Below are 26,658 nucleotides of genomic sequence, written 5' to 3'. Positions count from 1 at the left end.
GGCGGGTCACCCTCTGCTGTAGCGCGACGATCTGGATGAGAAGTCGCATTGCCTCGTCAGAACTGCTCCTTTCTTGAAGTGCGTTGCCTCATCAGAAATGCTCCCGAGGGATGGTGGATCGGGGGACAGAGATGAGGAATGTGAGCATGGCGACGCGCGAGGAATTGGTGGGAGCAATCCGCGATCGTTATTCGGGCGCGCCGCGTTCGGAGAAAGTGCGGATTTTGGATGAGTTCGTTGCGGTAACCGGCTTTCATCGCAAGCACGCGATGCGATTGTTGCGCGAGGTGAAGAAGCCATCGCGCGGGCCGCGACCGGAGCGCCGCCTATATGGCGATGCCACCCGCCAGGCGTTAATCGTCTTGTGGGAGGCGGCGGATCGAATTTGCGCCAAGCGTTTGCGGCCGCTGATTCCGTTGCTGCTGGACGCGATGGAGCGACACGGACATATCCAGCCCGCCCCGGCTTTGCGTGAGCAATTGCTGCGAATGAGCGCAGCGACGATCGACCGCGCGCTGGTCGAGGCGCGCAGCGCTACGAAGGGAAATCGTCGGCGGCGCGGGATGGGATCGACGACGTTGCGGCGGAGCATTCCGATCCGGACGTTCGATGACTGGGACGATCCTGCGCCCGGTCACTTCGAAGCAGATCTGGTATCGCACAGCGGTCCAGTGGCGAGGGGCAGCTTCGCCCAGACGTTGGTTCTGACCGACATTGCGACGGGATGGACGGAGTGCGCTCCCTTGCTGTTCCGCGAGCAAAGCCTGCTTACGAGCGTGCTGGAGGAACTGCGCCGACATCTTCCGATGACCATGCTGGGCTTCGACACGGACAATGACAGCGTATTTATGAATGAGACCGTGTGGGACTGGTGCGCCGCAGGCGAAATTACCTTCACGCGCTGTCGTCCCTACCGGAAGAACGATCAAGCCTGGGTTGAACAGAAGAATGGTGCCATCGTGCGCCGCATGGTGGGATATCATCGCTATGAGGGCGTTGCTGCGACCACGATCCTAGCGGAACTTTATGCGGCTTTGCGCCTGTATGTGAACTTCTTCCAGCCCTCGTTCAAGTTGGCGGAAAAGCGGCGTGATGGCGCCAAGGTCATCAAGCGGCATCACGCGCCGGCGACGCCGTGCCAGCGCCTCCTGGCGGATCCGCGGACAACGGGGGCGGTACGCGATCGACTGACCACCGTGTTCGCCGAACTCGATCCTGTGCGCCTTCTCCACGAAATCCGGCGTGGCCAGGAACGTCTTGCCACTATCGCGGATGTTACGCCGCAAACCGCTCCCCCGATCAACGACGCCCTGGATCAGTTCCTGACAGGATTACGCCTCGCTTGGCGAGATGGTGAAATCCGGCCGACCGCCCGGGCGGCGTCGAAACAGAAGAGAGAGCGGCGGCGGCCTGATCCCCTTCTATCCGTGACGGGCGAACTGCACGACTGGTTCCTGGCCGAGCCATGGCGGACCGGGCGTGAACTGCTGGACAAGTTGCAGGCCGTCCATCCCGGAGAACATCCCGACGCCCTGCTTCGGACGGTGCAAAGACGCCTGAAGATCTGGCGCGCAGAGCAAGCGCATCAACTGGTGTTCGGCCCAATGGCGCAGACGCCGAGCGTCTCCATGGCGAGTTGACGCTGGAGGGGCGATGGGCGGCTACGCTTCGGCAATATCGCAGGCCTGCGCTCCGCCGCCCATCGCCCCTCCAGCCCAAATATGCTACGGGAGCATTTACCTGAGGCAACTGAAGGTAACTTCGGGAGCATGAATGAATGAGGCAATACGAGCACTCTGCCAAGCGGACATACGGTCTTACGTATCGAGAACCTCGAGAGGCTGATCGCCGACCAGGAAATCGCCAAGAGATAACTTCCCCGCGGCCTTCGCCGTATGGCTACCGTTGTTCCGCCTTCACTCACTATCACCGAGGTCATCTGCGAAGCCGAACGCACGGTGCTGATAGCCAAACCATCGCAGGACAGCAGCTGTTGCCCCGGATGCGGACATCCGCAAGAGCCTGGTCGGGCTGAAGATGCCGCGCGCGCTCGAGATGCTCGATGCGACCTTTAGGCGGATCGAGCAGGGGCAGATCGACGACATCGAGGCGCTCGACGATCTCCTCGCCGAGGAACTGACGCTGCGCGAGAACCGGCGGGTGAAGGCGGCGCTGCGGATGACGGACGACCTGCGGGTTCCCGAACGTGAGTTCGCGCGCGCTGCACTGGGGTTTGACTCATGTGGAATTATCACGATTATAGACCTATATCTCACGTCAGCGGCGGAAGGGGAGATGGACGATGCGCACCATGGGACAGGTCCGCGAGACCGTTTCGTCGCTGTCAGTTGTGAACGGGACGTTCCTGGACACTAATCGGCTTCTCCCATCAGAGCGATATCCCGCATGGGAAACCGCGATGAGATCCGTTTACGGGCATTGGAGTCTCGGAAGCATGAAGGCTCCAATCTTCAATGCGCAGATGAGTCATCGTTCTTCTGGCGGACTTCAGGTCGTCGAATGTTTGGTCGATCCATGCGAAGGCAGCCGATCTCGGGCCGAGATGGCGATGGATAAAGAAGATACCTTCACGATCCAGCTAGTCCTTGCCGGAAAAGAGGTTTTCACAATCGATAACAATCAATACCTGCTGAGCGCAGGGGATATCGTTGTCTGGAACAGCATGTTTCCAGTCAGGTACGAAATTACGGAGCGTCTTCAAAAGATTTCCGCGACCATGCCACTCCAAAGATTGCGGAGCTGGCTTCCCGATTCTTGGTACGCCTCACAGGGAAGTCTTCCCAGTCATTTGTTGTCCATGCAGTACTTTAGGCTATTTTTTGAGAGTGTATCGAGAGAATTCCTGAGTGGGAATATCACTCCTGGCGAGTGCCTGATTGAAGCTATGATAGCCATGCTTCTGACTACTGAATACAGGCGCAAATCAATCGCCAGAGCCAGTGATGAAAGCCGGAAAGCTCAGGCTATAATTACGTTCTTGGAAAAGAATCTCAGTAATCCCGATCTTTCACCTAAGAATTTAGCGGCACAACAGAACTGCTCCGTTCGATACGTTCACAAGGCATTTGAGTCGAGAAGTTTGACAGCGGAGAAGTATATCATTGAGCAGCGGTTGTTGCGCTGCCTGAGAGATCTCGGCAACCCGAAAATGGCGCAGCGTAGCATCACCGAAATTGCTTTTGCGTGGGGATTTAAGAGTTCTTCACATTTCAGCCGATGTTTCAAAGATAAATTTGGAGTTTCACCCAGAGACTATCGCCGTTCTGTCAACGGCGGTCGGATTTTAGAGCCTGATCCGAAACTAAGTTGAGTGGTATCAGCGGGTTATCTTGACGATTGCCCAAGTCGTTGATTCAGCGGTTTTGCAACGAACCGAAGGAAATCAACGATGTGTGAGCTGCTCCCCGTTTCTGGACCGCCCTGCTGGCGATTTCCCAGCGTGCTAACGTCAGGGCGGGCCATGTGCCGCTGACGCAAGCATGAGCGATATCGGCGGTTTGTTGCCGATCGCGCTGTGCGGTCGTACCTCGTTGTAGTCTCTACGCCAAGCCTCGCATTTTCGCACCGCGTCATCCAGGCTCATGAACCAGTGCTGGTTCAGGCATTCCGCCCGGAACTTGCCGTTGAAGCTTTCGATGAACGCATTGTCCGTCGGCTTGCCTGGCCGGGAGAAGTCAAGCGTCACTCCTTTCATGTAGGCCCACAGATCCAGCTCGCGGGAGATAAACTCGCTGCCCTGATCGACCCGGATCGAGCTGGGATAGCCGACCTCGGCACAGACCCGTTCCAATACGTCGACCACATCCGGAGCGCGGAAGCGGAACCGAGGAACCACCGCCGGCGAGTATCGGCTGAACGTGTCGACCACAGTCAAGATCCGCAGCTTCGGTCCCGTCGCCAGCTGGTCATGGACGAAGTCCATGGCCCATACATCATTGACGCGGGAGGCCGCACAGCGGCCTTCCCTCAGCTTTGCCTTTACCCGTCGCTTCGGCGCTTTCTTGCGCAGTTGCAGGCCCATTTCCCTGTAAAGCGGGCCTGTCAGTAATTTTGTGCGCAGGGCCGCTTATGTCGAGCAGTTCCTCGCTCCGACACTGGCGGCAGGCGATATCGTCGTCCTCGACAATCTCGGCTCACACAAAGGCAAGGCCGCTCGGGCCGCCGTCCGGGCACGCGGGGCGCACCTGATCTTTCTGCCGCCCTACAGCCCCGATCTTAATCCCATCGAGCAGCTCTTCTCGAAGGTCAAACACTGAATGCGCGATGCTCAGCAGCGCGATCATGACGCCACATGGCGCCGCGTCGGCGACATCCTCGACATCGTCTCACCCCCCGAATGCGCCAACTATCTCCGAAACGCCGGATACGCTTCCGTCTAAATGCAGCACGCTTGTCTTATGACTTTGCCGTCCGTTTGGGTCAGATTGCGATGCCCGATCCGGGGTGGCCACCCCGGATCGGGCGGAAGGGGATGGATCGCGAAATCGCCGGTCGATTGGGGACCGGGTTAGAGTAGGATCGCCCCTTTCTTTTCCATCAGGCCTGAACGGATACCGGGGCTTTGCGGCCCGGATGACAAGCAAAGGACAGCGGAAAAGATGAGCAACTCCCTACCACAAACCATCGGCATCGACATCTCCAAAGCGAGCCTTGATTGTCACGCTTATCCTGCCGGGATCGAGAAGCAGTTCGCCAACACCGCCAAGGGGCACAAGGCCCTGATGGCCTGGCTCGGACAATGGCCGATTGAACGTATCGCCTATGAGGCGACCGCCACCTATCATCGCGCGCTGGAGGCAGCGCTGGCCGATTGGCCCTGTGTCAAGCTCAACCCCGAACGCGCTCGCCGCTTCGCCCAGGCCACCGGAACGCTGGCCAAGACCGACCGGATCGACGCCATGCTGCTTGCCCGCATGGCCGCCACCCTGCAACCGCCCGTCCGGCCCGCGAGAAACGCCAATCAGATCCTGCTGGCAGAACTGATCAATGCTCGCGATGGGCTGGTGCGCGATCGCACCGCACTCAAGAACCGGGAAAAGAACGTCACCATCGCGATCCTCAAACGCCAGTGCAAACAGCGCCTCGACCAGATCGAGCGCCACATCGAAGCGCTCGATGCCGAAATCGCAGGCATCATCGCTGCCGATGCCACGCTCGCCCGGCGCCATGAAATCCTCACCAGCATCGACGGGGTGGGAACACTCACCGCCAACCAACTGATCGCTACCATGCCAGAGTTGGGCAGCATCGAGAACAAGCAGGCCGCCTCCCTCGCCGGCCTCGCTCCGGTCGCCCGACAATCCGGCCAATGGAAGGGCAAGAGCTTCATCCGCGGCGGCAGGGCCAATGTCCGCCAAGCCCTCTACATGCCTGCCCTCGCCGCCGCTCGCTTCAACCCAGACCTCAAAGCCAAATACCGCCAGCTCATCCTTGCCGGAAAACCCGCAAAGATCGCTATCACAGCCGTCATGCGAAAACTCATCGTCACCGCCAACGCCCTGCTCAAAGCAGACCGCCTCTGGGTCAAATCTCTCGCTTGACCATCACGGATACTCTAGGTGTTTAGTCCCAGCATGTGATGGTGTAAGCTTATCATCGTCGCAGCGGAGGGATTTATGGGACAGATTTTACACGGGAGCGCCAAGACCACGCACGCCATTCGAGGCGAGCTACAGCGATCGCAAGCTTCGGTCGCGAGTCTCGCGAAGCGGTACGGGATCAACGAGAAGACGGTCCTGAAGTGGCGTCACCGACAGTCGGTCGAAGACATGCCAATGGGGCCGAAGGAGCGCCGCAGCACGGTTCTCTCGCCGATGGAAGAAGCCGCCATTGTGGCGTTGCGGGTGCAGGCACGCCTTCCGCTGGATGACGTCTATGTCGCCCTGAAGGACGTGATCCCGCAGCTGACGCGCTCGTTGCTTCACCGCTGCTTGCAACGGCACGGGATCAGCCGGTTGCCGAAGGCGGATCGCGAGAGGCCGAAGAGCGCAGCTGTCACCTGATGATCCGGGGGATCATCAGGTAGGCAAGCCAAGGCCTATGAGATCGGCTACTTCCACGTCGATATCGCGGAACTGCGCTATGAAGGCGGAAAAGGCTTCCTCTATGTCGAAGTGGACCGCACCTCGAAGCTGGTGTTCGCCCGCATCTATCGCCGGGCGACCAAGCTTGCCGCGGCAGCCTTCCTGCGCGTGCTTATCAAGACGGTGCCATACAGGATCCACACCATCCTGACAGATAACGGCGTACAGTTCGTGCAGCGGGACCAAGGCGGCCCACTGGGATGGATCGGCCATATCTTCGGCCGTGTCTGCGAGCAGAACGGCATCGAGCATCGCCTCACCAAGCCCTATCACTCATGGACCAACGGCCAGGCCGAACGGATGGTGCGCACCATCAAGGAGGCCACCGTCAAATCCTTCCATTACACGTCGATCAATGAACTGCGCCGCCATGTCCGCGACTGGCTCGTCGCTTACAACTTCGCCAAGCAGTTGAAGGCTCTGCACTTCAAGACAACCTACGAGGCCATCGAAGAGCTCTGGAAATCCAAGCCAGATATCTTCAATATGAAACCACTCCATCACATGCTGGGACTAAACACCTAACAGTCCACGCGGACCACTCGGTGGGGGCCGGTCAGATTCGAGGGGCAGGAGCCAATGTGCCTCCCATATCGCTCGCGCGAGACGCAAGTTTCCGCAGTGCGCACGCCGGACGTATCTCACACCCATTCCTCGCCCAAGACTGCAATTGCGCATGAAATCGGCGTCGGAGGGCCTGCTACTGGCACTCCGACGCCGCGATTTTCATGCGGTATAATTTTTCCCGATCGATTGGGACAGCTAAATCATTAGAATTTTGCGCCGATCGCGACACCATAACGCCGCGGATCAAGCGTGTAGATATTCGTAAAATTACCGGAAGATGCATCGGTGACATAAAGTCCGGTAACTGAGTTGCTATCGAAGATATTCTGAACGAACCCCCGGACAAACCAGCGCTCGTCGGCACCATTCAACTGCAAAACTGCATTAGCCTGTACGAAAGGTTGGATGCGATTAATCCTGCCGTTGAAGATATTGCCATATTGCTTTCCGGTCATGGAAATGTCGACGCGGGGGACGAGTGTCATACCATTCCCGACCTCTGCCGTGTACTGCACGCCCATCGAGACCTTGACATTCGGCGCTTGCGGCAATGTGTTGCCCTTGATGTTAACCTCGACGCCAGGACTCAATACCTGGATCCCGCTGTTCGCAGGGATAGCGCTCGCGAGGACACCGCAAATGCCGAACGCGCCGCTGGAGGCGATATTGCCGTCCGAAGGAAATTCCTGCGGTGCGCGAAGGCCGAGAGCCGCATTTACGCCCGCAACGAACGCATCAGCAACGCCAAGCGCAGGTCCCGTGACAGCGCAGTGCGCACCATTGCTGATGTCCTTGATAATCACGGCATCAGGATCCCCGCCGCCCGGATCACGCGGATTGGAGAAGAATTGATCGCCGGCGACCTTGGCATTGAGATAGCTGAAGGACAGATTGATAAGCCAGTTCGGGTCCGGCCTGATGACAGACTCCAGTTCGACACCCCAGATATTGGCGTCAACCGTGTCATTCACGGACGTTCTTGCCACGATGCGGCTGAGCTGCAGTCCACTATATTTGTAGTAAAACGCGGTGGCATTGAGTTGCAACGCGCCGTTTGCGAAGACGTTCTTGGAGCCGATCTCGAAGGCATCGATCGATTCAGAGCCGAAACTCTCGCTGACGGCGAAAATCGGAGAAAGCGGAGGATTGATCCCGCCGGATTTGTAACCCCTAGAATAAGATGCATAGAGTGAATTGTCTGGCGTAACCTCGAAGGCCAGAACTGCTCGTCCGGTAATTTCGTCGAAGCTTACTTCGCGAAACTGGGCGAGCTGTTGGCCCGGCGTCCCCGGGTCGGCATCGAAAAGCCCAGACGGCCCGGTGAGGGGCGTTATCGGGGTATCGAACGGATCTCCATCATTGGCATAAGGGTTCAGGAAACTGATCAGCGTCGTACGCGCCGTCACATCCTTCTTGTCATTGTTGTAACGCAGCCCCCCGGTCAACGTCAGCCGGTCGCTTAGATCGAAATAGACCTCGCCGAAAATGCCATAGCTCTCTAGATTCGATTCCAGCGAGTTGTTCCGATACATTGACGTCGCGAAATAGGATGGCGGAAGGCCGCCCGACAAGGAGCCGAATGAACCCAATACGGCACTGGCGTAATCGAGCGCAAACGAGTTCACATAATAGCTATTGTCGGTGGTTTTCGATTTCGCGTAAATTCCCCCCAACAGGAAATTGAACGGCCCGTCGAAGTCACTCGTGAGAATGAGCTCTCCGCTCCACGATTCGCGTTGTTCCGAAGATCGATCGAAAGAAAGCGGCGTTTCGGAACACAGCGAGTTCCCTTCGAAAGCGCCTCTGCTTCCATCATCATTATCCGACGTGCACAGCACGCCCTGCGGACCGTCCGGGATTAGAGCGCCGGCAATCGGCGAAAAATAGGCCGAAGAGCCGGGAATGAAGGCTGGCGCCGGCGGAGCAAGACCTGTCGGTAATCCGTTAGCCGCAAAAAAGTCCAACGTATTGAGCGCCGGGGCGAAACCGGCACGGCTTTGAATTCCAAGAAAATAGTCCTGCCTGGAATCGACTTCAGTATCCTGATAAATGCCGGTGGCCGTCAGGGTCATCGCGCCGAATTTTTGCTCAAGGCGCGCCTGCACCTGTAGCTCTTCGGCAAAATAGAAGGGGGTATAGGCCGTGTTGACGACACGCACATCGCCAGGCTCCTGAAACCCGGAAAACCCATCAGGGCCATAAAGGCTGCCGAGGCCGAGCACGGCGGGAATGCCCTGAATGGCGAAGAACTCGGATGAACTGAGCGTCGCACCGACCGTTGAATTTGCGTTCGTGGTATCGAAATCACGTCGATTGTTCAGGCATCCGAGCACGCCCAATGGATCGCGTTGGCACGTTTGTTTCTGGTTTCTGAGGCGCGTGTCCTTTTCCCGGAAATAATAGCCCATGAGATCGATCGTCGTATCAGGACCGGGTTCGAAACGAAGGGAGCCTCGCAACGCATAGAGGTCCCGAGCGTCGATGTCCGATCCATCATAGAGATTCGTCGTATAACCGTCGCGGTTCACATATATGCCCGCCAGCCTCACGCCGATCATATCCCCGATCGGGACGTTGACCATGCCACGCGCTTCGATGCTGTTGAAATTGCCATACTCGAATTGCGCTTCAGCCTCGAAACGGGAGAGTTTGGGTTTCGCGGTCACAACATTCACGACCCCGGAGGTCGCATTCCGGCCGAACAGGGTGCCTTGAGGTCCGCGAAGGACTTCAATCCTTTCCAGATCGAAATATTCGGTCTCGAACAGGCGTGTTCCGAACAAGGGGGATCCATTGACATGGATTGCGGTCGCAGCATCGCAGGTGACGCCGACGCACAGGTCGCCAACGCCGCGAATAGTGAATGAAGCTGAGGTGAAATTGCCTTTCGAGAAAGATACATTGGGCAGCGTCAGCTGTAGATCCGAGGCATTTTCGATCTGCTGGCTTTCAAGCGCCTCAGCGCTGAATGCGCTGACAGCGATCGGTACGTCTTGCAAGCTTTGCGCCTGACGTTGCGCTGTCACGACGATGACATTGTCACCGCCATCTGGGTCTTCGGCTATGACTTCCTGAGCATTTGAGACCTGTGGCAACGCCATCACGACGGCGCTTGCCAACCAATAGGCTTTCTTATTCATCACCCTATCTCTCCCTGTCTCGATTTTTTCGTTTCTTGCGCGAACCCGTCCTTGTCCCCGATTGTCGATGTTCAAAAATGGGGCAGCTCGCCGAGCTGCCCCGAGTTTGAGGAGTGGCCAGAAGGAGATTTCCGGAGAGGAAAAGATTCTCGCCGCTCGGCTGGAAGATGAGCAGTTTTTCGGCATTTGGTAAAGAACTTTATTATGGCACTTTATTATTTTGCTCGGGGCGGTGGGAGGTGTGCCATCTCAGATCCGAAGATATCAGTTTATACATCCGATGCTTGCTGTCAGCGCTTCAGCCTTGGCGCGGTCGAGCGCGCGCCGACGACTTTTGGATGCGGCTGCGGCACATGGCCCGCCCTGATGTCAGCACGCTGGAAAGCCGCCAGCAGGGCGGTCCAGAAACGGGGTGCAGCTCAGCGGCGCCAGATGCGCTCGACCCGCTTGCGATTCACACGCCAGCCCGCATCACGCAGTAACGCCATCACCCGGCGATAGCCATAACGACCATATTGCCGCGCCAATGCGATGATATCCTCAGTGAGGGCCGCTTCGTCATCCGCCCCGCGTGGCGCCTTGCGCTGCGTCGATGGGTGCTGTCCGAGCACGCGGCACAGCCGCCGCTCGGACACCGGCATCATCTTCATGATGTGGTCGATACAACGCCTTCGGCGCGCGGGGCTCAGAAGTTTCCCCGGGCGGCCTCCTGCAGGATCAGCTTGTCCGGCGTCAGGTCCGATATCGCACGGCGAAGCCTCGCATTCTCCTTCTCAAGATCCTTCATTCGCCGCGCCTGATCGGTCTTCAGGCCGCCATATTCCTTACGCCAACGGTAATAAGTCTGCTCGCTGATCGCGATCCGCCGACACGTCTCGGCGGTCGTGGCGCCCTGCGCCAGCACAACCTCTGCTTCACGCAGCTTGCCGATAATCTCTTCCGGGCGATGCTTCTTGGCCGGCATTCATAATCTCCTTCGTAATCCAAGATATCATCAATTTTGGACCACTCAGAAGGGGGCAGATCACTGTTCCCCGATAAGGAAAACATTGCCTGGATGTGGATCACCATGGAATTCGCCATTCATAATGATCATGCGCAGAACTGCATTCGCATATTGTCTCGCGAACGCCGCCACGTGTGGGTCGGTCGAACCGGCCTCGAGCGCAGACGCGGGCGTTCCATACAGCCGCTCCTGGACGTTGACCCGTATCCCCGTCAGTTCCCAATGAATTGTTGGAGTCTTGATCCCCAGCGTGTCAAGATAGCCACCGATACGCTCGCATGCACGAGCTTCGGCTGCCATATCCATTTCCCAGGCAAGATTTCTGCCAAAGGTTCGCAGGAACTCTACGGGGCGATAGCGGGCGATTTCAGGGGATCGATCCTCGGCAACGAAGGCGAGGCGCGTCAGCAGCCGCACATCGGCCTCCATTCGCGCAGCAGTACCCAGACGCCGCACCTTTATGATAACGTCGGCGCCGTCGAGCAGCGAAGCAGAGTAGGTCTGCGCTACCGAAGCCGAAGCCAGTGGTTGTTCATCGAATTGGGTGAATTCCCCTCGCCAGTCAGCTCCCCAGCTTGCGGCAAGGATGGGCTCGATTTCTTCGAATGGCACCGGAGAAACCTGATCGTGGAGCGTCGCGAAGGCAGCAATCCAGGACCTGGAAAACAGATCGCTGCGCGTCGCCAGCAGCTGTCCGAGCTTTATTCCGATCGGACCAATGTCGCGCAGGAGTGCGACGACCGCCGCCGGCCGCAATTCACCTGGATCGATTGACTTGGCCGGATGCGGAATGACTCCGAGCGCGCCCGCCAGGCTTTTGGCGCCGTGCCGGACAAGAATCTGCCCTATCTCGGCGGCGCGTGCGATGTCTCCTATCGGTTTATCTCGGAACCCAGGCATATGTCCTATTCCGCATCGGTCCGGCTCTGATCGAGATTCGACGCAATCCGCACAAGAATGTCCAGCAACGTCCGTTTTTCGTCGCGCGTGGCTTTCCGCCATAGGATCCTATGCAGCCCGTCCGCGGCTTCTCTCAGTTGGGGCAACAACCTGTCGAGCTCCTCGGTCAGGATGAGCTGCCATGCCCGTCCGTCCGTTTTGGCTCGTCGCCTTTCGATCAATCCTCTCCCACAAAGTCCAGCGACGGCTTGACCGATCGTGGCGGATTCCAGCTCCAGTCGCTTGGCAATTCCGGCCTGAGTCAGTAATGGTTCGCGGAGAAGTTGTCCGATGATGCGCCACTGTGTCTGATTGAGGCCAATCTTGGAAATCCGTGCGTCGTATGCGCGCCTCGCCCCACGACTAATCTCGTCCATTAAATATAGCATACGGTCGTCGTCGGTGAGGGCGCCTTCGCGAAGCCGTGGCTGCGGCAATGTGTCGAGATTTGCGTTCATACCGCTGCCTAGTCCGTTTCGTCGGAATGCCAAAACCAAAATTACTAAACGATTTTACTAACTGGATGGAACGGTCTACGCCACGCCATGAAGCGACTTAGCACATGTCCAAAATCCTTCGAAAGAGGCAGATGACCGACGAACCAAATGAGCGGGAGCAGGATCGCGCGCTCGCAGCCAGTGTGAAATCGCAACCCAAATTTCGCCTCATCCTCATCATAGCCATCACTGCTGCGCTCATTGCAGGTGGTTGGTGGTATTACAGGCATGTCACCTATGGGCAGTACATGCAGTCGACCGACAACGCCTATATCGCGGCCGACAGCGTTGTGGTTTCATCAAAAGTGGCCGGATACGTGGACGCGGTGCTCGTCTCTGAGAACGGGTGGGTCAGTCCCGGCGAGGCGCTCTTGCAACTAGATATGCGAGATTATAGAGCCCAGGCGCAACAGGCGCGTGCGCAGATCGCGGCGACGCTGGCCGGCGCCGACACAATCCGCTCGCAAGTAACCGAACAGGACTCAGCAATTCGACAGGCGCGGGCCCAACTCGCCGCCAAGCGCGCGGCACTCGACCTCGCCAATGAGCAGGTAGCGAGGTATCGCCCCCTCGCCGCCACCGGTGCGGAGCCGAGAGAAAAGCTTCAACAATATGAGACACAGGCTCAGCAAGCGCGCGCCGACTTTGTCGCTGCCCAGGCAGCAGTCTCTGCCGCCAGCGGTCGGAGAGCCACTTTGTTCAAACAGATCGACCAGACCGGAGCCCAGGCTGACGCGGCCCGCGCGCAGCTGGAAGCGGTCGACCTAGATGTTACATCGACTTTGCTGCGAGCCAGCAAGGGAGGTCGCGTTGGCGATCTAACAGTAAGGGTCGGCCAATTCGTTCAGCCCGGTCAACGATTGACGAGGGTGGTTCCGGTGAACGAAATCTACGTCATCGCTAATTTCAAGGAGACGCAGGTCGGCCTTTTGCGGGCAGGGCAACCGGTCAGGCTCGAGGTCGATGCTCTTCCCGACTTTGAGATTGCTGGACGCGTGGAGAGCATCTCGCCCGGAACCGGAGCGGAATTTTCGATCCTGCCGCCCGAAAACGCCACAGGGAATTTCACCAAGATCGTTCAGCGGATAACGGTTCGTATCGCGATAATAGCCTCGCCCAAAGTGCGTCGTCTGCTCGTCCCGGGCATGTCGGTTGTGGCAGTAGTCGACACGCGAAACGCTGCCGGAGTGTTGATTGCCACTGAGAGTTGACCCGGGAGGATCGATAATTTCCACTGAGAAGTGACCCATGTTCTGACCGTTCCTCTGGCAGTTGTGTCGGAGGATTATGGAGTGATCGACATGGCGTTACTGAGCGTAATTCGGCGTTGGCATTTCCGCGAGGGGATGCCGATCCGGGAGATAGAGCGGCGCACGGGATTGTCGCGGAACACGATCCGCAAGTACCTGCGTGCCGGCACGGTGGAGCCGAAGTTCAAGGTGCCCGACCGGCCGAGCAAGCTGGACCCGTTTGCCGATAAGCTGACGGCATGGTTGCGGATCGAGGCGGGCAAGTCGCGCAAGCAGCGGCGCACGGCCAAGCAGATGCACGCCGATCTCGTCGCGCTGGGCTACGAGGGCTCCTACACCCGCGGCGACGGCGAGCCCATCGACGACCTGCTGCCCGGAAACTGGGTCGATACAAAGGCCGCCGAAATGACGTTCGAAACGAGCGTCATCGCTACCGCCGCCTGAGCAAAGCACGTTCGAAATTAGATACAACGAAATTAGGCGCCGGCTTCCTGCCGAAGCCCGCGCCCTTCCGCCCCGCGTGGGGGAAAATTATCGCTTACTACCCTGATTGTCGCGCGACAGGGTCTTCGAACAGTTGCGTGACGAGCACGGCTATGCCGGCGGCTATACCGTGGTGAAGACTACGTTCGGATCAGCCGAGCGCGTGGGCGCGAGACACTCGTGCCGCTGGCGCATCCGCCGAGCCACGTGCAAGTGGACTTTGGCGAAGCGCTCGGCGTGATCGCCGGCGTGCGGCAGAAGATCCACTTCCTGTGCATGGATCTGCCGCAGTCGGATGCCTGCTTCGTCAAGGCCTATCCGCGCGAGACGACCGAAGCGTTCCTCGACGAGCACGTGTCGGTCTTTGCTTTCTTCGGCGGCGTGCCGCTGTCGATCCTCTATGACAACACGGCGATCGCCCTGGCGAAGATCTGCGGCGATGGGAAGCGCGAGCGCACCCGAGCCTTCACCGAGCTGGTCAGCCATTATCTGTTCCAGGATCGCTTCGGCCGTCCTGCAAGGGGAACGACAAGGGCAAGGTCGAGGGGCTGGTGAAGCATGCCCGGCTCAACTTCATGACGCCCGTGCCGGAGGCGCAGCCGGGGCAACCGCAACGTTGCGAATGAGGTGATCGACCTCTGCCTGAACTGTCTCAACCTCGACCGGAGTTTGCGCGATGCAGTTTCCCAGCTCCTGGGCGTGGCGAACAAGCGCACGCCCCGTCTCGAGACGGACTGCCCCATAACGGGCGAGAGCCTGTGCGACCGGCAGCGAACCATTGCTGAAGGCCTCGGACAGCGCAACCGCATCCTCAAGCGCCTTGGTCACTCCCATCCCGCAATGGGGTCGGGCCACAAATGCGGCGTCCCCGATCAGTGCAACCCGGCCGAACGTCATCGCCGGAGCCGCGAAGTCGAAAATAGGTTGCAGCAGGGGGTGCGCAGTCCCCGCAACTGCGTCGGCGAATTGCGGTGGAAGGACTTTCGCGGCGTCGGCGCGGATCTCAGCGAGAATGTCGGGCCGTAACAGCTTCGGCGGAATGCCGTCATGATATTGGTTGCCGTCGGAGCCGGTCAGCATATCGGCAAGCGTGCGATGACGCGACACGGGCCTGTACCAGACATAGTTGAGGAATCTTCTCACGCCAGGCGAACTGACGCCACGGCCAATGACCGGATACCCGAGGATCTGCTCACCGGGAGGGAAACCGAAAGTGAACCGGGACATTAGGTCTTCCCGGCTTCCAGCGGGCAGCGCGCGCTCGTCCACCAGCCCCCGCCAGGCGACGTAACCGGCGTATAGCGGCTTCTGCGCGATGCCGAGCAGTTCCCGGACCTTGGAACGAAGCCCGTCAGCCCCAACAAGCAGGTCGCCCTCGAGTTCGCCTCCGCCTTCAAGAAACGCGGTGACTCCGGCCTCGTCCTGTCGGAAATGGGTCAGGGCCCTGCCAGACAGTATGCGGGTGCTGCGGAGATGTCCCGCAAGAAAGGCATGAATCTGTCCCCAGGCGACGAGCCTTTGGGGCAGATCGAGCGTCTGCATGCAACTTCCGTCCCGGCCATAGACCGCCCTTCCGGTCACTTCGAGAAAGCGCATGGTCTGAGTCCCGACACCGGCCTTGGCCATGGCAAGGTGGAACCCAGGGTGCGTCACCACTCCGGCTCCACGCCCGGAAAGCTGCCCTTTCGTTCGTTCGGCGACCACTACGCTCCAGCCCGCCCGCTCGAAAAGGTTCGCGGCGCAAAGCCCCGCGATCGAGCCGCCTATGATGACGACCCTGCGGGTTGATGCGGTCACTGCTTCGCTCTCTTCCGTGGAACATCCGTTTCACTGAGCAGTTCGACCCGCGAGTCCGGAAAGTTCAGTTCTATGGTTATGCCGTCGGGGTCGATAAGGAATACTTGGACCAAACCGAGTTCCGGAACGCTGCGCGAGTTGTAATCGATTCCCATCGAGTCCAGGCGTCCGCAGAAGCCTTCAATGTTATCGGCGACGAATGCGATGTGATCGAGGCTACCGTTCCCTTCACCGCTTTGCCCACTCCGTTGGCCCAGATACTCGGTCAGATCCCAGTCCTCGCCTTCGCCGGCGCCGATAAGATGGACTACCCCGAACTCCGGGCTGTCTTCGGCAAAATAGAGCCAGACTCCCGGAAAGGCGAAGGGCGGTCGCTTGCCGGCGACAAGCCCAAGAACGTTGGTATAGAACGCCTGTGAGCTATGCAGATCTGTGGTGCGGATGGAATAATGATCGAGACGTCGAAGCATCTTCCGATTACCTCTCTCGCGTTCAACGGATCCTTTTGTCAGTTCCCGGACCGATCCGATTTTCGATGGCTCCGATGCCCTGTACCTCGCAGCGCACGACATCGCCTGGCTTGAGATACTCGGGCGGCTGACGCGCCATCCCCACTCCCTCCGGCGTGCCAGTGGCCAGAAGATCTCCCGGCATCAGAGTAAAGGCCGTTGAAAGATATTCGATCTGTTCGGCGACCGTATAGAGCATCTCCGAGGTGTTGGAAGATTGACGGAGTTCGCCGTTCACCCAGCATTTCAGGTCGAGCGCCTGGGGATCCCCAATCTCGTCGGCTGTTACAATCCAAGGGCCGATCGGCCCGTGCGTATCGAAGGACTTGCCGACTGTGAATGACGGCGCATGCGCTTGCCAGTCCCGGGCCGACACATCGTTCGCCACGAAATATCCAAATACGAAATCGAGCGCAGAGGCCGCTGACACGCCCTTCGCCGGCTTCCCAATCACCACGCCGAGTTCCACCTCGTAATCAACCTGCTTCGATACCCCGGGGTCGATTTCGGCGAATGGGCCGCTCAGGCAAGTGATCTGCTTGTTGAACCAGTATTGCCGAGCGGCCGGCTGGCTGACCATGAATCGCGCCTCTTCCGCATGGGACCTGTAGTTGAGGCCGATGGCCAGATACTTTCCGGCGCTCAGGATTGGCTGGAGCAGTTCCACCTCGGCAAGCGCGAAGTCGGCAGGCCGACGGCAGCAAAAGTCACGCACCGCATCCAGGCCTCGCTCGCCCTTCTCGATCACCTGTTCGACGGAAGCGAGATCGGGAAAGGCTCCGGAAAGATCAATGACGCTGTCATCCTCGATAACGCCGAGGGCCTGACGTCCTTCAATTCGGTATCGCGCCAACCTCATTTAGTTCTCCATTTCTCGTCAATGCCTGAAAAATCCGAAGCACGGCGTCTGATCAATTTGGGTCCGTCCATATCCTGCGGACGCGGCTATCCAACAAATCTCATTGGGAATGCTGGCTCAATATCTATCAGGATAAATATCTTTCACATTCTCGCTGTAATTACTGTCTGAGTAAGGCAGCATTGATTTATCCCACTCGGCACACATCCCCCTAATACTGTTGAAAGTGGCGCTGTGCTTATGTCGAAGTTGCACTCTTTCCCTCGGATCATTTTCAAGATCAAACAGATACTCACGTTCTTCGATATGGAGGTATTTCCATTTTCCCACACGAGCGGCTATCTGATTTGCCGTCTTGTAACGCCAAAACAGTGTTCGATCGACTGGCCCGCGCTCGCCCGTCAGTATCGGGAGAAGATCGATCCCGTCGCCGAGGTAGCCCTGTTCCGTTGCAGGGCGGCGGGTCGCCGCCGACAGCGTCGGAAGAAAGTCGAACGATGCCATGACCTGCTCGCTGGTTGCGCCGGCTGGAATCCTGCCGGGCCACCGAACGACCAATGGAACGCGGATTCCCCCTTCAAGTAATTCACCTTTCACTCCCGTCAGCGGCCACATATCGGAAAACCGTTCTCCACCGTTGTCGCTAGTAAAGACAACGATGGTGTCCCGCGTAATATCTAGGTCGTCCAAGGCGCCGAGAACTCGACCGATCGCGGCATCCAATGCCGTCATCATGGCCATGTAAGTTTTCAGACTGCCGCCGTCGAGATCGATGATGTTGGTGATTTCACGCGATCTGTCCGCGTCGCCGGGGCCCTCCCAGGGCCAATGCGGCGCGGTGAAATGCAGGCTGAGGAAAAAAGGCCGGACGGTCGGTTCCCGTACGAAGCGTATTGCCTCATCGGCAAAAACGTCGGTGAGATAGCCGCTCCGTTTGACCCGCTGCCTACCTAGATACAAGCCATCGGCTGGATCGTTTCCTTTCACATCGATCCGATGGGAGAAATAGTCGGCACCGCCATGCATGGGCCCAAGGAAAAAATCGTAGCCGAAGTCGAGCGGGGAGTTTGCAGGCAGCGCGCCAACGTGCCACTTCCCGATCAGACCGGTGCGATAGCCTGCGTTGCGAAAATACGTCGCGATAGTCGGCTGCCCGCTGGGAAGCGAAAGGGTCTTCAGTCTGGGACTAAGCGGCTCCTCCAAGCCCAGCTTGAAACGATGGGGGTAACAGCCTGTCGCAAGCGCTATTCGCGAAGGCGAGCAGACTGGAGAATTCGCATAGCCTTGCGTGAGCTTTGTCCCGGTCGCGGCGAGAGCGTCGATCGCCGGCGTTTCGTAGTCGCGAGCCCCATAGCAACTGACATCGGCATAACCGAGATCGTCCGCCAGGATGAACAGGACATTAGGCTGGCGTCCCCTGTCCGCTGCCCGCGCTTGCGGAATGCCGGCAAGCGAAGCGACCGCTCCCTTGAGAGCGGTCCGACGAGTCATGCTGTCATTCACGGGTCAAAACCTTTCTCTCTCCGTAGTTGCGAGTGCCCAACACGGTTCTAACCGCCGCGTCGTCCCAATGCGCACTTTCAGGATCCCCTACCGTGCGTGCGGACGGCTGCCTGCAAAGCGCTGACCGGCTTCCTCCCACTCACCTCCTTCTCCACTACCGCGGCTAAAAGGAGAACCGGGCCTGCAGCCCCACCGAGCGGGGCGCATCGGCCAGAACGTGGGTTGAGCCAGGAGCCGTCGCGGCCAAATTGCGGAACGAGGCGGTAAGCTTGTTGGTGAGGTTGCGACCGACGATGGCCAGTTGCCAGTGGCCTCCCCGTGCCCCCAGCGCGATTCGCGCATCCAGCTTTGCGTAACCGTCCGATCGAGTGGTCGGGTCTCCATTTGGTTGGTTGAAGTACCAGGACGTGAAGTAGACATTCCCGTCGACGTTGATTTCCAGCTTTTCAGTAATTGGGTAGTTGTAGGCTAGGGACACGGTGCCGCTGTAGCGTGGAGAGAACGAGCGCCTAACGCCAGACAGATCCTGTGTGCAGGCGCCGCCACCTGCCTGGAACGCCTGAACCGGTGTGCAAGGCGCGTTCGGGTACTGCGTATATTTGGCTATCAGGTAAGCGACGTCGGCCTTGAAGGTGAGGCCGGGCACCGGCCGGACAGTGAGACCGGCTTCGATGCCCTTCGATACTGACTTGGCGGCATTATCTGCCCTCTGCACAATGCCGCCAGCCGGATTCAGAAAGGTCACTGTCTCCTGAAGGTTTTTGTATTTACTGTAGAAAGCCGCCAAATTCATCGCAACCGCGTCATCGAAGGCCTGGGCCTTCAATCCGATCTCGAACGCATCAACGGTTTCGGGATCGAACTGCCCATTCTCGCTGAACCACATCGCGAAGCCGCCAGCTTTGAAGCCATTTGTGAAGGAGGCGTAGGCCATCGTGTCCCGCGAAAACTCATACTTGACGGTGACCGAAGGCATCAGCTTGTCGTCGGTGCGGCGGTTCGGCGCGAAGTCGGTGAACCTGTCTCCCACCACCGCAGCGATGGCGGCCTGCGCCTCGGACGGGCCAGGGACAAAATTCTCGCGGGTCGGCAGATCGCCCGACGCGCCAAGTTCCACTCTGCGGCTCGCGCGCTTTTTCACTCGGCTGTACCGGATGCCGCCGTCAATCGTGAGGCGGTCGCTCAGTTGCAGTGAAAGAGATGCGAAGGCGGACAACTGTTCGCTCTTCTCCTTGGTGAAGAACCGGTGCGCGATCGGCGTATTGGGCGGGTAGGTGCCCGGAGGCGCGAAGGCCCACATCGGCAGGAACCAGATGCCATGGTAGACTTCTAATTCAAGCTCGGTTCGCGAATAGTAGCCGCCCACCATGTAGGAAAACTTGTTATCCGCCGGACTGGAAAAACGAATCTCCTGGCTGAACTGATCGAGGTCTTCATTAATATTGGCAGCCACGCCATAGCGCGTACCGATCACGCTGCCACCCTGCGTTCCGGGCACACCGGTCAATTCGTTGACCAGACGGTAGTCGTGCTCGAAGTAGCCCGTCCTCAACATCAATTCATTGTCGCCCGCGCGTAGCGTGGCGGTCTGCTCGGCTTCGAGATGATCGTAGTTGAGAAACGAATCCTCCGATGCGGATCTGCGGTTCAGCTCGTCTTCGACCACACCGCCGTTGGCGTTGAGATAGCGCGCGCAGGTTCCGAGCGCCGGCACTCCAGCCACGCTCGGCGGGCAATCGACGAGTTCGGCGAAGAAATTGTGTTTGTCCCGCCTTCGTCCGATATCGAGACGCGCATTCACGGTCAGGTTCTGGGTGGGCGTCCAGAACAATGACAGGCGGCCAATTCTGTCGTTGAGATGCGGACCCCTCTTATCCAAATAGCTGTTGTAGATGTAGCCGTCGGTTATGCCTGATTGCTGCCCGGCCAGCCGCACCGCGAAATTTTCCGACAACGGAACCGAAATGCCTGCCTCAAGATTGTATTCGCCCAGGTTCGGCGCATAAAACCCGGTGCCGTTCGCCTCAAGCCTTTGTCCAGGCTTGCGTGTGGTCACATTGATGGCACCGGCAATGGCGTTGTTGCCGAAGAATGTCGTTTGCGGTCCACGCAGCACCTCGACCCGGTCGATGTCAAACAGGGCAGCGCGGGTGGAGCGCGCCCGGCCCCGGTAGATCCCGTCGACGAATGTAGCGACCGACTGCTCGAAGCCGAGGTTCACTGAGGAACCGACGCCGCGGATGATCACGAAATCCGACAACGGAGCAGGCGACACATTGATGTTGGGCAGCGCACGGGACAGTCCTTGGAGATCGGTGATGTTGCGTTCGACAAGGTTCTCTCCGCTCGCGACCGTTGCCGAAACCGGCACGTCCTGCAGGCGCTGTTCTCTGCCCCTTGCAGTGACGACGATCTCGTTGCCCATGCCTGCTGCATCTTCGGTGTATGGCTCCGTCGTCGAAGTCTCGATGCCTTCGGGAGCAGTGTTTTGCGCATGCGCCTCAGCGCCAGTCGCCATCGCCAAGGAACAGTAACCGAGCAACGCGGATTTTTTGAGCCATTCTGCCATAAAATATCCTCCCCCAGCATATATGATGATAACCCTCTATAGGATCCGAAATCGTTTATTTCATCGTTAGATCAGAATAATCCCATTGATTTTGGAGTATAGCTTACAAGAAGGTTTTTGATTTGCTGATAATGCTCAAGAGTCTTCTTGTGTGTTTCACGTCCGAAGCCTGATTTCTTGTACCCCCCGAACGCGGCATGGGCAGGATAGAGGTGATAGCAATTCGTCCACACCCGCCCAGCCTGAATGCCGCGACCGACGCGAAATGCCCGACTGAGATCGCGTGTCCAGACGCCCGCACCGAGCCCATACGGCGTTGCGTTGGCCAGCGCGACGGCTTCTTCTTCGTCGCTGAACGTGGCAACCGCCAACACCGGGCCGAAGATCTCTTCCTGAAAAATCCGCATCTCGTTGCGACCGCTAAGAACCGTCGGCTTTACATAAAAGCCGCCCGCCAGCTCGGTAGCGATTTCCGCGGGGCCGCCGCCCGTCAGAACCTGCGCGCCTTCGTCGCGACCGATGTCGATATAGGACAGGATTTTCGCCATCTGGTCCTGAGACGCCTGGGCCCCGATCATCGAATCCGGGTCGAGCGGGTTGCCTTGCCGGATTGAGCCCACCCGCTTGAGCGCCCTTTCCATGAAAGCTTCATAGATCGACTCCTGAACAAGCGCACGGCTGGGACAAGTGCAAACCTCGCCCTGGTTGAGGGCGAACATCGCAAAGCCCTCAAGCGCCTTGTCCAGCAAGTCATCCTCCGCGTTCATAACGTCGGAGAAGATGATATTGGGGCTTTTCCCCCCCAATTCGAGCGTCACGGGCGTGATGTTCTGAGCGGAATATCCCATGATGAGTTGGCCGGTCGTTGTTTCGCCGGTGAATGAGATCTTCGCGATGCGTTCGCTTCGGGCGAGCGCCTGTCCTGTCTCCTCGCCGAAGCCGTTGACCACGTTCACTACGCCTGGCGGGATGAGATCCCCAATCAATTCCATCAGAAGCATTATCGACAGCGGCGTCTGTTCGGCCGGTTTAAGCACGACGCAGTTTCCCGCGGCTATCGCCGGTGCGATCTTCCACGCCGCGAGGAGAAGCGGGAAGTTCCAGGGAATGATCAATCCCACGACGCCCAGCGGTTCATGGAAGTGATAGGCGACCGTCTCATGATCGATCTCCGAAAGCGTACCTTCCTGCGTGCGGATGCAGCTTGCGAAATACCTGAACTGGTCAACCATCAGGGGCAGATCCGCAGTCGTCGTCTCGCGGATCGGCTTTCCGTTGTCGAGCGTCTCAGCCGTCGCAAGCCTTGCAACGTTGGCCTCGATCCTGTCCGCGACCTGCAATAGCACGGCGGCCCGCGCGGCCGGCGAGGTCCGCGCCCAATTGACTTTTGCGCCGTGGGCGGCATCCAAGGCAAGCTCGACGTCGCCCTTGGTGGACCTGGCCACCTCGCACAGTACGCTGCCGTCGACTGGCGAGACGTTTTCGAAGTACCCTCGCTCGACGGGCGAGCGCCACGCGCCGCCGATATAATTGTCGTAGCGAGGTTTTATCCCAAGTTGTCGGCTGGCCTCCGTTACACTAAATTCCATGCTTATGTCCTCCGGAAATCATCGGATCCACATTGCTTGGCAGACCGGCGAACATGGCGTTCGTCGGTCGCCCGTTGTCAGGCGATCTCTCGTCCCATCCCCGCAAGGTCGAACAATTTGATCGCGTTGGTCGCGCAAAGCTTACGAAGATCAAGCGGGTCATCGACCATGTCGGCGGCGAACTGGAATCCGTTGACGTAGTCCCATCCGCCAAAATTGGACCCAACGAAGACATTGTCAGGCCCCATGATCTCGATGAGGAACCGTCTTGCCTGAACATCGTGGACCACGTTGTCAAAGTAGAAGTTTTTCAGGTAATCCCGCACAGGTTTTTCGTTTACCATGTTGCTGGAAAGCTTTTTTTGGGCTGCGTATTCCAGCCGACCGATCTGATACGGAACGAAACCCCCGCCATGGGGTAGACAAATCTTGAGGCTGGGGAAACGGTCAAGTATTCCGCTGTACACAAGGGCGCCAAAGGCCACGGTTTCGCGCGCGGTATAACCGAGGAGCCAACCGAACGAATATTTGTCCTCAGCATTCTTGTCGGGATCGTGACCTGGGTCGTCGGTTCCGATGGGTGCCGGATGAAGCCAGATCGTCACGTTCTCGGCTGCGCAATATTCGTAAAACGGATGGAGTCTTTCGTCGTCCAAATCCATGCCGGCAATCATATCGGTGCCGATATTTACTCCTCGTCCGCCCAAGCTATGCGCGCGCCGGGCTTCGGCAATTGCCGCCGGAATATCCTGCATGGGCAGCGTTGGAATGAAAAAAAGTCGGTTAGGATCCGCGCTGCAATATTTCGCCATTTCGTCGTTGTAAGTCTGGGCGTATCTTATCCCGTCGCCCTTGGGTGCACCGTAACAATATATCATGGGACTGGCCGAAATCGCCATGACGTCAATGTCAAGATCATCCATCATTTGCAGTCGCGCCGAGGCATCTGGGTTTTCGAAAATGGGAACTTCCATCTCGTCGGATTTCGTATTTGAAATCTTGTTTGAAAAGGAACCCCGCCGGAATATGCTCTTTTCCGACTGCCACTTTCCTGCTCGCCACATCCTCAGACCGAGTTCGTCATCTATTATCTTCTCCGGACCGTATTCCCCGGCCGCTCCGTAAACGGCGGCGGGTATGTAGTGAGCGTGCGTTTCGATCTTTTCTAACCGTTTGGTCATATTACTTGGCTCCAGTGAAGAGTGGATATCTGACAGGAAATATTTACCAGGACGGGTGTCATCCCAGCATTAAGATTTCTGGATTGTTTAGATCAGCATCGTCTAGGAACGTGAATTCCCACGCGGGTTCTTCGCGAAAGAACTCAGGAATATTGTGGACCCAACTTGCGTATGCGAAGAGTGGAATATGAAATCGTCTGGGTATCCATCTGTCGTCGAAGAGATCGCCGTCTGCTCCATATTCTATATCTCCTCCCAAGGGACTCGGTAAGTAATAGAACAATGCGGAGTCAGCGCGATGCCGCCCCACCCCGATCGGCGAAACACCCCATCCGCGCCGCGCCAGGTAATTGGCTCCGACCATCAATTCATCAATGTCCTCCACGCAGAAGTTCGAATGATCAAACCTGGTCTTGCCATCGCAATTGGGCAGCGGTCCGTTCGCGTTAAGCACCGCGAAATTGTGATGATCTCCTCTACCGTCCGCTCGGACATAGGCCGCGATGCCGCACTGGACATCGCTGAGCCTGAAACCTAACCGTTCGATCATGAAGACCGGCGGCGCTTGGTATTCGGGGGAACGGAAAACGGCGTGAGTGATGGTTCGCGGATAGGCGCGCTTGAACCATTTTCGGTTCCTGTTGAGCCGGTTGACTTTGCCGGGCGCGTTTTCCGGATCGGGACAGGCCGTCGGAACGTTCCGCTGCCAGCGGGTCAGTGCCATCGGGATTCCGAAGGAGGGCACGAAGTGATGGACGCCCTGTTCGTCGCTGTTGATCGAATGATCGCGCGCGAGATCATTAAGGAGGATGTCTAGCGCTTCCTCGCAATCGACCCCCCAGATAACCTCATGCACCCCCGGGCCTTCGATCGCACCGCGGGGAAGCGCGGGGTCGCCCAAGGGCCGATACTCGACGAACCCCCCGTCTGGAAGTGTGAACAAGGCGCACTCGGGGTTGTGGTTTTGCAACCTCAAGCCTAGGTCGGAACTGAAGTTCACAGCAACATCCAGATTATCCACCTCGTAGCGAAGACCTTTGATTCCGACGATCATGCGCTCCCTCCCTTGCCGCCTGTTTGTTCCATATGCGTGGCGCAGACCTTGCGAGACATAGCCCGTCCCCTCGCTAGTTGGACGTAAAGGTATGCACCGCGATCTTTCCGTTACGCACGACGAGAGTGTCCGTGGCGAGCGCCACCTGAGGTTGTGAATCCCAGACCAGATAGGCGACTTCGCCTTCCACTACCTTCGCGCGGATGGTGAAGGCTTCCCAAAATTCCGGCGTAGCTCCCCCCATAAACATCTGGAAGAAATCGCGTATCTCGTCCAGGCCGCGATAGATTCTTTCCGGTGTGACAAGGATTGAAGCGCCGTCATAGTCGGACATCACGGCAGCGAGACCTTCGGCGAACGCGCCAAGGTGATGCTCGAATACACGCCCGGTAACTTCATGCGCCGACGTCGCGCTGCCGAGACGCTCTCGATCGATCGGTGTGATCATTGACATCCCCTCATTTTGCAGGCGCTCCTCGCGCATGGGCCGACTGTCAGTGCATGGGCCGACTGTCAGTGCATGGCGGGAATGCGAATTTTATGAGTGATCTTTTAATCCCACAGACAATAGGCGCTTGCCCCGGAGTGCACGGTGTAGTGCCTGAGAGTGTCCTGCGGCGTCCTGCCAGCAACTGATCCATAACTTCCTTGTCGATTGCCATATGATGGGTCCTTTCCATTCCACCTTATGGCCTCACGCACAAAACTTCTGACAGGCCCTGTCATGCCGCTGCTTCAGGACGTCGGGACGGTCCTGCTCGATGGCGTGGCCACTCTTTTCGCGCAGCACCGCACCCTTGCCGATCGGGTCTCCTCTTCGAGGCGTGCGCCAGTGAAGTGCAGCACTTAGCACCCGGCTGACCCTTTTAGCGCCCCACCTTTATCGTGCATTGCACCGGTTTCTTTGCCTTGGCGGCCCTTTGTTCACAGGCATTGATAGCCTTCCTATTCCGACGCCTCATCTCGGCGGCATCGACGATAGCCTGCCAAGCCTCGAGGTTATCGGCCTGCATCATGCGGATACCGGCTTCCCATAGCGTCGGCTCGCGCACGATGCGTGCGGCAATACGTTCAGGCAAATACCAGCCAACCGGCATGATGCGCGCGACCACGCCAGGCAGAATCGCCCACAACAGGCATCCGACGAGGACTCCGCCACCGATGCCCCACCACAGATGCTCGCGCTGCTGCTCCCGCGTGCGGGCATTGCCGATGATCTGACGCAATGCCTGCGCCGCGTCTGCCTGACTCTGCTGGACTCGCTCGACGCTGGCCCGGTCGGCCTCGCGGGCTTTGTACGCTGCTGCGGCGATGCGCGCGCCCATGTCCTCCGGGGTCATGTCGAGCGCGGGTGAATCTTCGATCGCCTTCATCCTCTTGTGGATCGCAGCGAGGTATGCGTTCGTCTTTTCCAGCGTCGGATTATAATCGGGGATTTCGATGTTCAACCGCTCGGTCGCCATATGCTCGACCGCACGCGCCATGAGCGCGATGCGCCCATCCAGGCCCGCCACCCGGTCGTCGAGCCGGGCGAACGCTTCCGCTGCGGTTTCCTCTCGGGGTTCCGGCTCCGGCGCATTCGATGGCAATCGTTGTTCGTCCATCTGTTTT

17 protein-coding genes and 7 pseudogenes are annotated in these 26,658 nt (G+C 58.4%); 9 read left to right on the top strand and 15 right to left on the bottom strand.

The window, feature by feature from the left end; genetic code table 11:
* Positions 1-131 precede the first annotated feature (131 nt).
* The 3 genes and pseudogenes from KNJ79_RS07635 to KNJ79_RS07625 all read left to right on the top strand — a co-directional run bounded on the left by KNJ79_RS07635 (position 132) and on the right by KNJ79_RS07625 (position 3,331).
* The gene (locus KNJ79_RS07635; RefSeq protein WP_317153460.1) at positions 132-1,640 is read left to right on the top strand and encodes a transposase; all 1,509 of its coding nucleotides are present in this window, start codon (positions 132-134) and stop codon (positions 1,638-1,640) included.
* Between the two features lie 370 nt (positions 1,641-2,010).
* Positions 2,011-2,181 (top strand): annotated as a pseudogene (locus KNJ79_RS22565) (AAA family ATPase); the annotation flags it as partial.
* Positions 2,182-2,455: 274 nt separating this feature from the next.
* Positions 2,456-3,331 (top strand): helix-turn-helix domain-containing protein, encoded by an 876-nt coding sequence (locus tag KNJ79_RS07625; protein ID WP_317153458.1) that lies wholly within the window; start codon positions 2,456-2,458, stop codon positions 3,329-3,331.
* A 138-nt stretch (positions 3,332-3,469) separates the two neighbouring features.
* On the opposite strand, the pseudogene KNJ79_RS07620 reads toward KNJ79_RS07625, so the two are convergent.
* Positions 3,470-4,063 (bottom strand): annotated as a pseudogene (locus KNJ79_RS07620) (IS3 family transposase); the annotation flags it as partial.
* A gap of 22 nt (positions 4,064-4,085) precedes the next feature.
* On the opposite strand from KNJ79_RS07620, the pseudogene KNJ79_RS07615 reads away from it, so the two are divergent.
* From KNJ79_RS07615 to KNJ79_RS07605, 3 genes and pseudogenes are all read left to right on the top strand, one after another.
* A pseudogene (locus KNJ79_RS07615) lies at positions 4,086-4,400 on the top strand (transposase); the annotation flags it as partial.
* A 219-nt stretch (positions 4,401-4,619) separates the two neighbouring features.
* Positions 4,620-5,561 carry an IS110 family RNA-guided transposase gene (locus tag KNJ79_RS07610; RefSeq protein WP_317153457.1) on the top strand — a complete coding sequence of 314 codons (942 nt, stop codon included), beginning with the start codon at positions 4,620-4,622 and terminating at the stop codon, positions 5,559-5,561.
* Between the two features lie 75 nt (positions 5,562-5,636).
* A pseudogene (locus KNJ79_RS07605) lies at positions 5,637-6,629 on the top strand (IS481 family transposase).
* A gap of 245 nt (positions 6,630-6,874) precedes the next feature.
* Here KNJ79_RS07605 and KNJ79_RS07600 read toward each other — a convergent pair.
* From KNJ79_RS07600 to KNJ79_RS07585, 4 genes and pseudogenes are all read right to left on the bottom strand, one after another.
* Positions 6,875-9,811 (bottom strand): TonB-dependent receptor, encoded by a 2,937-nt coding sequence (locus tag KNJ79_RS07600; RefSeq protein WP_317153877.1) that lies wholly within the window; start codon positions 9,809-9,811, stop codon positions 6,875-6,877.
* 422 nt (positions 9,812-10,233) lie between these two features.
* Positions 10,234-10,775: pseudogene (locus KNJ79_RS07595) on the bottom strand (transposase); the annotation flags it as partial.
* 60 nt (positions 10,776-10,835) lie between these two features.
* Positions 10,836-11,717 carry an ABC1 kinase family protein gene (locus KNJ79_RS07590; protein ID WP_317153456.1) on the bottom strand — a complete coding sequence of 294 codons (882 nt, stop codon included), beginning with the start codon at positions 11,715-11,717 and terminating at the stop codon, positions 10,836-10,838.
* A 5-nt stretch (positions 11,718-11,722) separates the two neighbouring features.
* Entirely contained in the window at positions 11,723-12,214 is a 492-nt protein-coding gene (locus KNJ79_RS07585; protein ID WP_317153455.1) for a MarR family winged helix-turn-helix transcriptional regulator, read from the bottom strand.
* Positions 12,215-12,318: 104 nt separating this feature from the next.
* On the opposite strand from KNJ79_RS07585, the gene KNJ79_RS07580 reads away from it, so the two are divergent.
* From KNJ79_RS07580 to istA, 3 genes and pseudogenes are all read left to right on the top strand, one after another.
* Positions 12,319-13,464 carry an HlyD family secretion protein gene (locus tag KNJ79_RS07580; RefSeq protein WP_317153454.1) on the top strand — a complete coding sequence of 382 codons (1,146 nt, stop codon included), beginning with the start codon at positions 12,319-12,321 and terminating at the stop codon, positions 13,462-13,464.
* Between the two features lie 90 nt (positions 13,465-13,554).
* Positions 13,555-13,845, top strand: a pseudogene (locus KNJ79_RS07575) (IS21 family transposase); the annotation flags it as partial.
* 220 nt (positions 13,846-14,065) lie between these two features.
* Positions 14,066-14,582 (top strand): annotated as a pseudogene (gene istA, locus KNJ79_RS07570) (IS21 family transposase); the annotation flags it as partial.
* Here the strand turns inward: istA and KNJ79_RS07565 are convergent.
* The 10 genes from KNJ79_RS07565 to KNJ79_RS07520 all read right to left on the bottom strand — a co-directional run bounded on the left by KNJ79_RS07565 (position 14,560) and on the right by KNJ79_RS07520 (position 26,651).
* Positions 14,560-15,783 (bottom strand): FAD binding domain-containing protein, encoded by a 1,224-nt coding sequence (locus KNJ79_RS07565; RefSeq protein WP_317153453.1) that lies wholly within the window; start codon positions 15,781-15,783, stop codon positions 14,560-14,562. The pseudogene istA and the gene KNJ79_RS07565 overlap by 23 nt on opposite strands.
* Complete coding sequence (locus KNJ79_RS07560) at positions 15,780-16,253, bottom strand: VOC family protein (RefSeq protein WP_317153452.1); 474 nt, start codon at positions 16,251-16,253, stop codon at positions 15,780-15,782. The genes KNJ79_RS07565 and KNJ79_RS07560 overlap by 4 nt, the downstream gene beginning before the upstream one ends.
* Before the next feature lie 22 nt (positions 16,254-16,275).
* Positions 16,276-17,151: a fumarylacetoacetate hydrolase family protein gene (locus KNJ79_RS07555; protein ID WP_317153451.1), complete on the bottom strand. Its 876-nt coding sequence runs from the start codon at positions 17,149-17,151 to the stop codon at positions 16,276-16,278.
* A gap of 117 nt (positions 17,152-17,268) precedes the next feature.
* Complete coding sequence (locus KNJ79_RS07550; RefSeq protein WP_317153450.1) at positions 17,269-18,654, bottom strand: sulfatase-like hydrolase/transferase; 1,386 nt, start codon at positions 18,652-18,654, stop codon at positions 17,269-17,271.
* A 163-nt stretch (positions 18,655-18,817) separates the two neighbouring features.
* On the bottom strand, positions 18,818-21,223 hold the full coding sequence (locus KNJ79_RS07545; RefSeq protein WP_317153449.1) for a TonB-dependent receptor: 2,406 nt from the start codon (positions 21,221-21,223) through the stop codon (positions 18,818-18,820).
* Positions 21,224-21,294: 71 nt separating this feature from the next.
* Positions 21,295-22,812 (bottom strand): aldehyde dehydrogenase family protein, encoded by a 1,518-nt coding sequence (locus tag KNJ79_RS07540; protein ID WP_317153448.1) that lies wholly within the window; start codon positions 22,810-22,812, stop codon positions 21,295-21,297.
* A 77-nt stretch (positions 22,813-22,889) separates the two neighbouring features.
* Complete coding sequence (locus KNJ79_RS07535) at positions 22,890-23,993, bottom strand: amidohydrolase family protein (protein ID WP_317153447.1); 1,104 nt, start codon at positions 23,991-23,993, stop codon at positions 22,890-22,892.
* A 58-nt stretch (positions 23,994-24,051) separates the two neighbouring features.
* Positions 24,052-25,047, bottom strand: coding sequence for a VOC family protein (locus KNJ79_RS07530; RefSeq protein WP_317153446.1), 996 nt, complete (start codon positions 25,045-25,047; stop codon positions 24,052-24,054).
* A gap of 73 nt (positions 25,048-25,120) precedes the next feature.
* On the bottom strand, positions 25,121-25,495 hold the full coding sequence (locus KNJ79_RS07525; RefSeq protein WP_317153445.1) for a nuclear transport factor 2 family protein: 375 nt from the start codon (positions 25,493-25,495) through the stop codon (positions 25,121-25,123).
* A 418-nt stretch (positions 25,496-25,913) separates the two neighbouring features.
* Positions 25,914-26,651: a DUF6118 family protein gene (locus KNJ79_RS07520; protein ID WP_317153444.1), complete on the bottom strand. Its 738-nt coding sequence runs from the start codon at positions 26,649-26,651 to the stop codon at positions 25,914-25,916.
* Positions 26,652-26,658 lie beyond the last annotated feature (7 nt).

The organism is Sphingopyxis indica (genome assembly GCF_032879645.1).
Taxonomy (GTDB): Bacteria; Pseudomonadota; Alphaproteobacteria; order Sphingomonadales; family Sphingomonadaceae; genus Sphingopyxis; species Sphingopyxis indica.
This window is presented reverse-complemented; position numbering and strand designations above follow the sequence as displayed.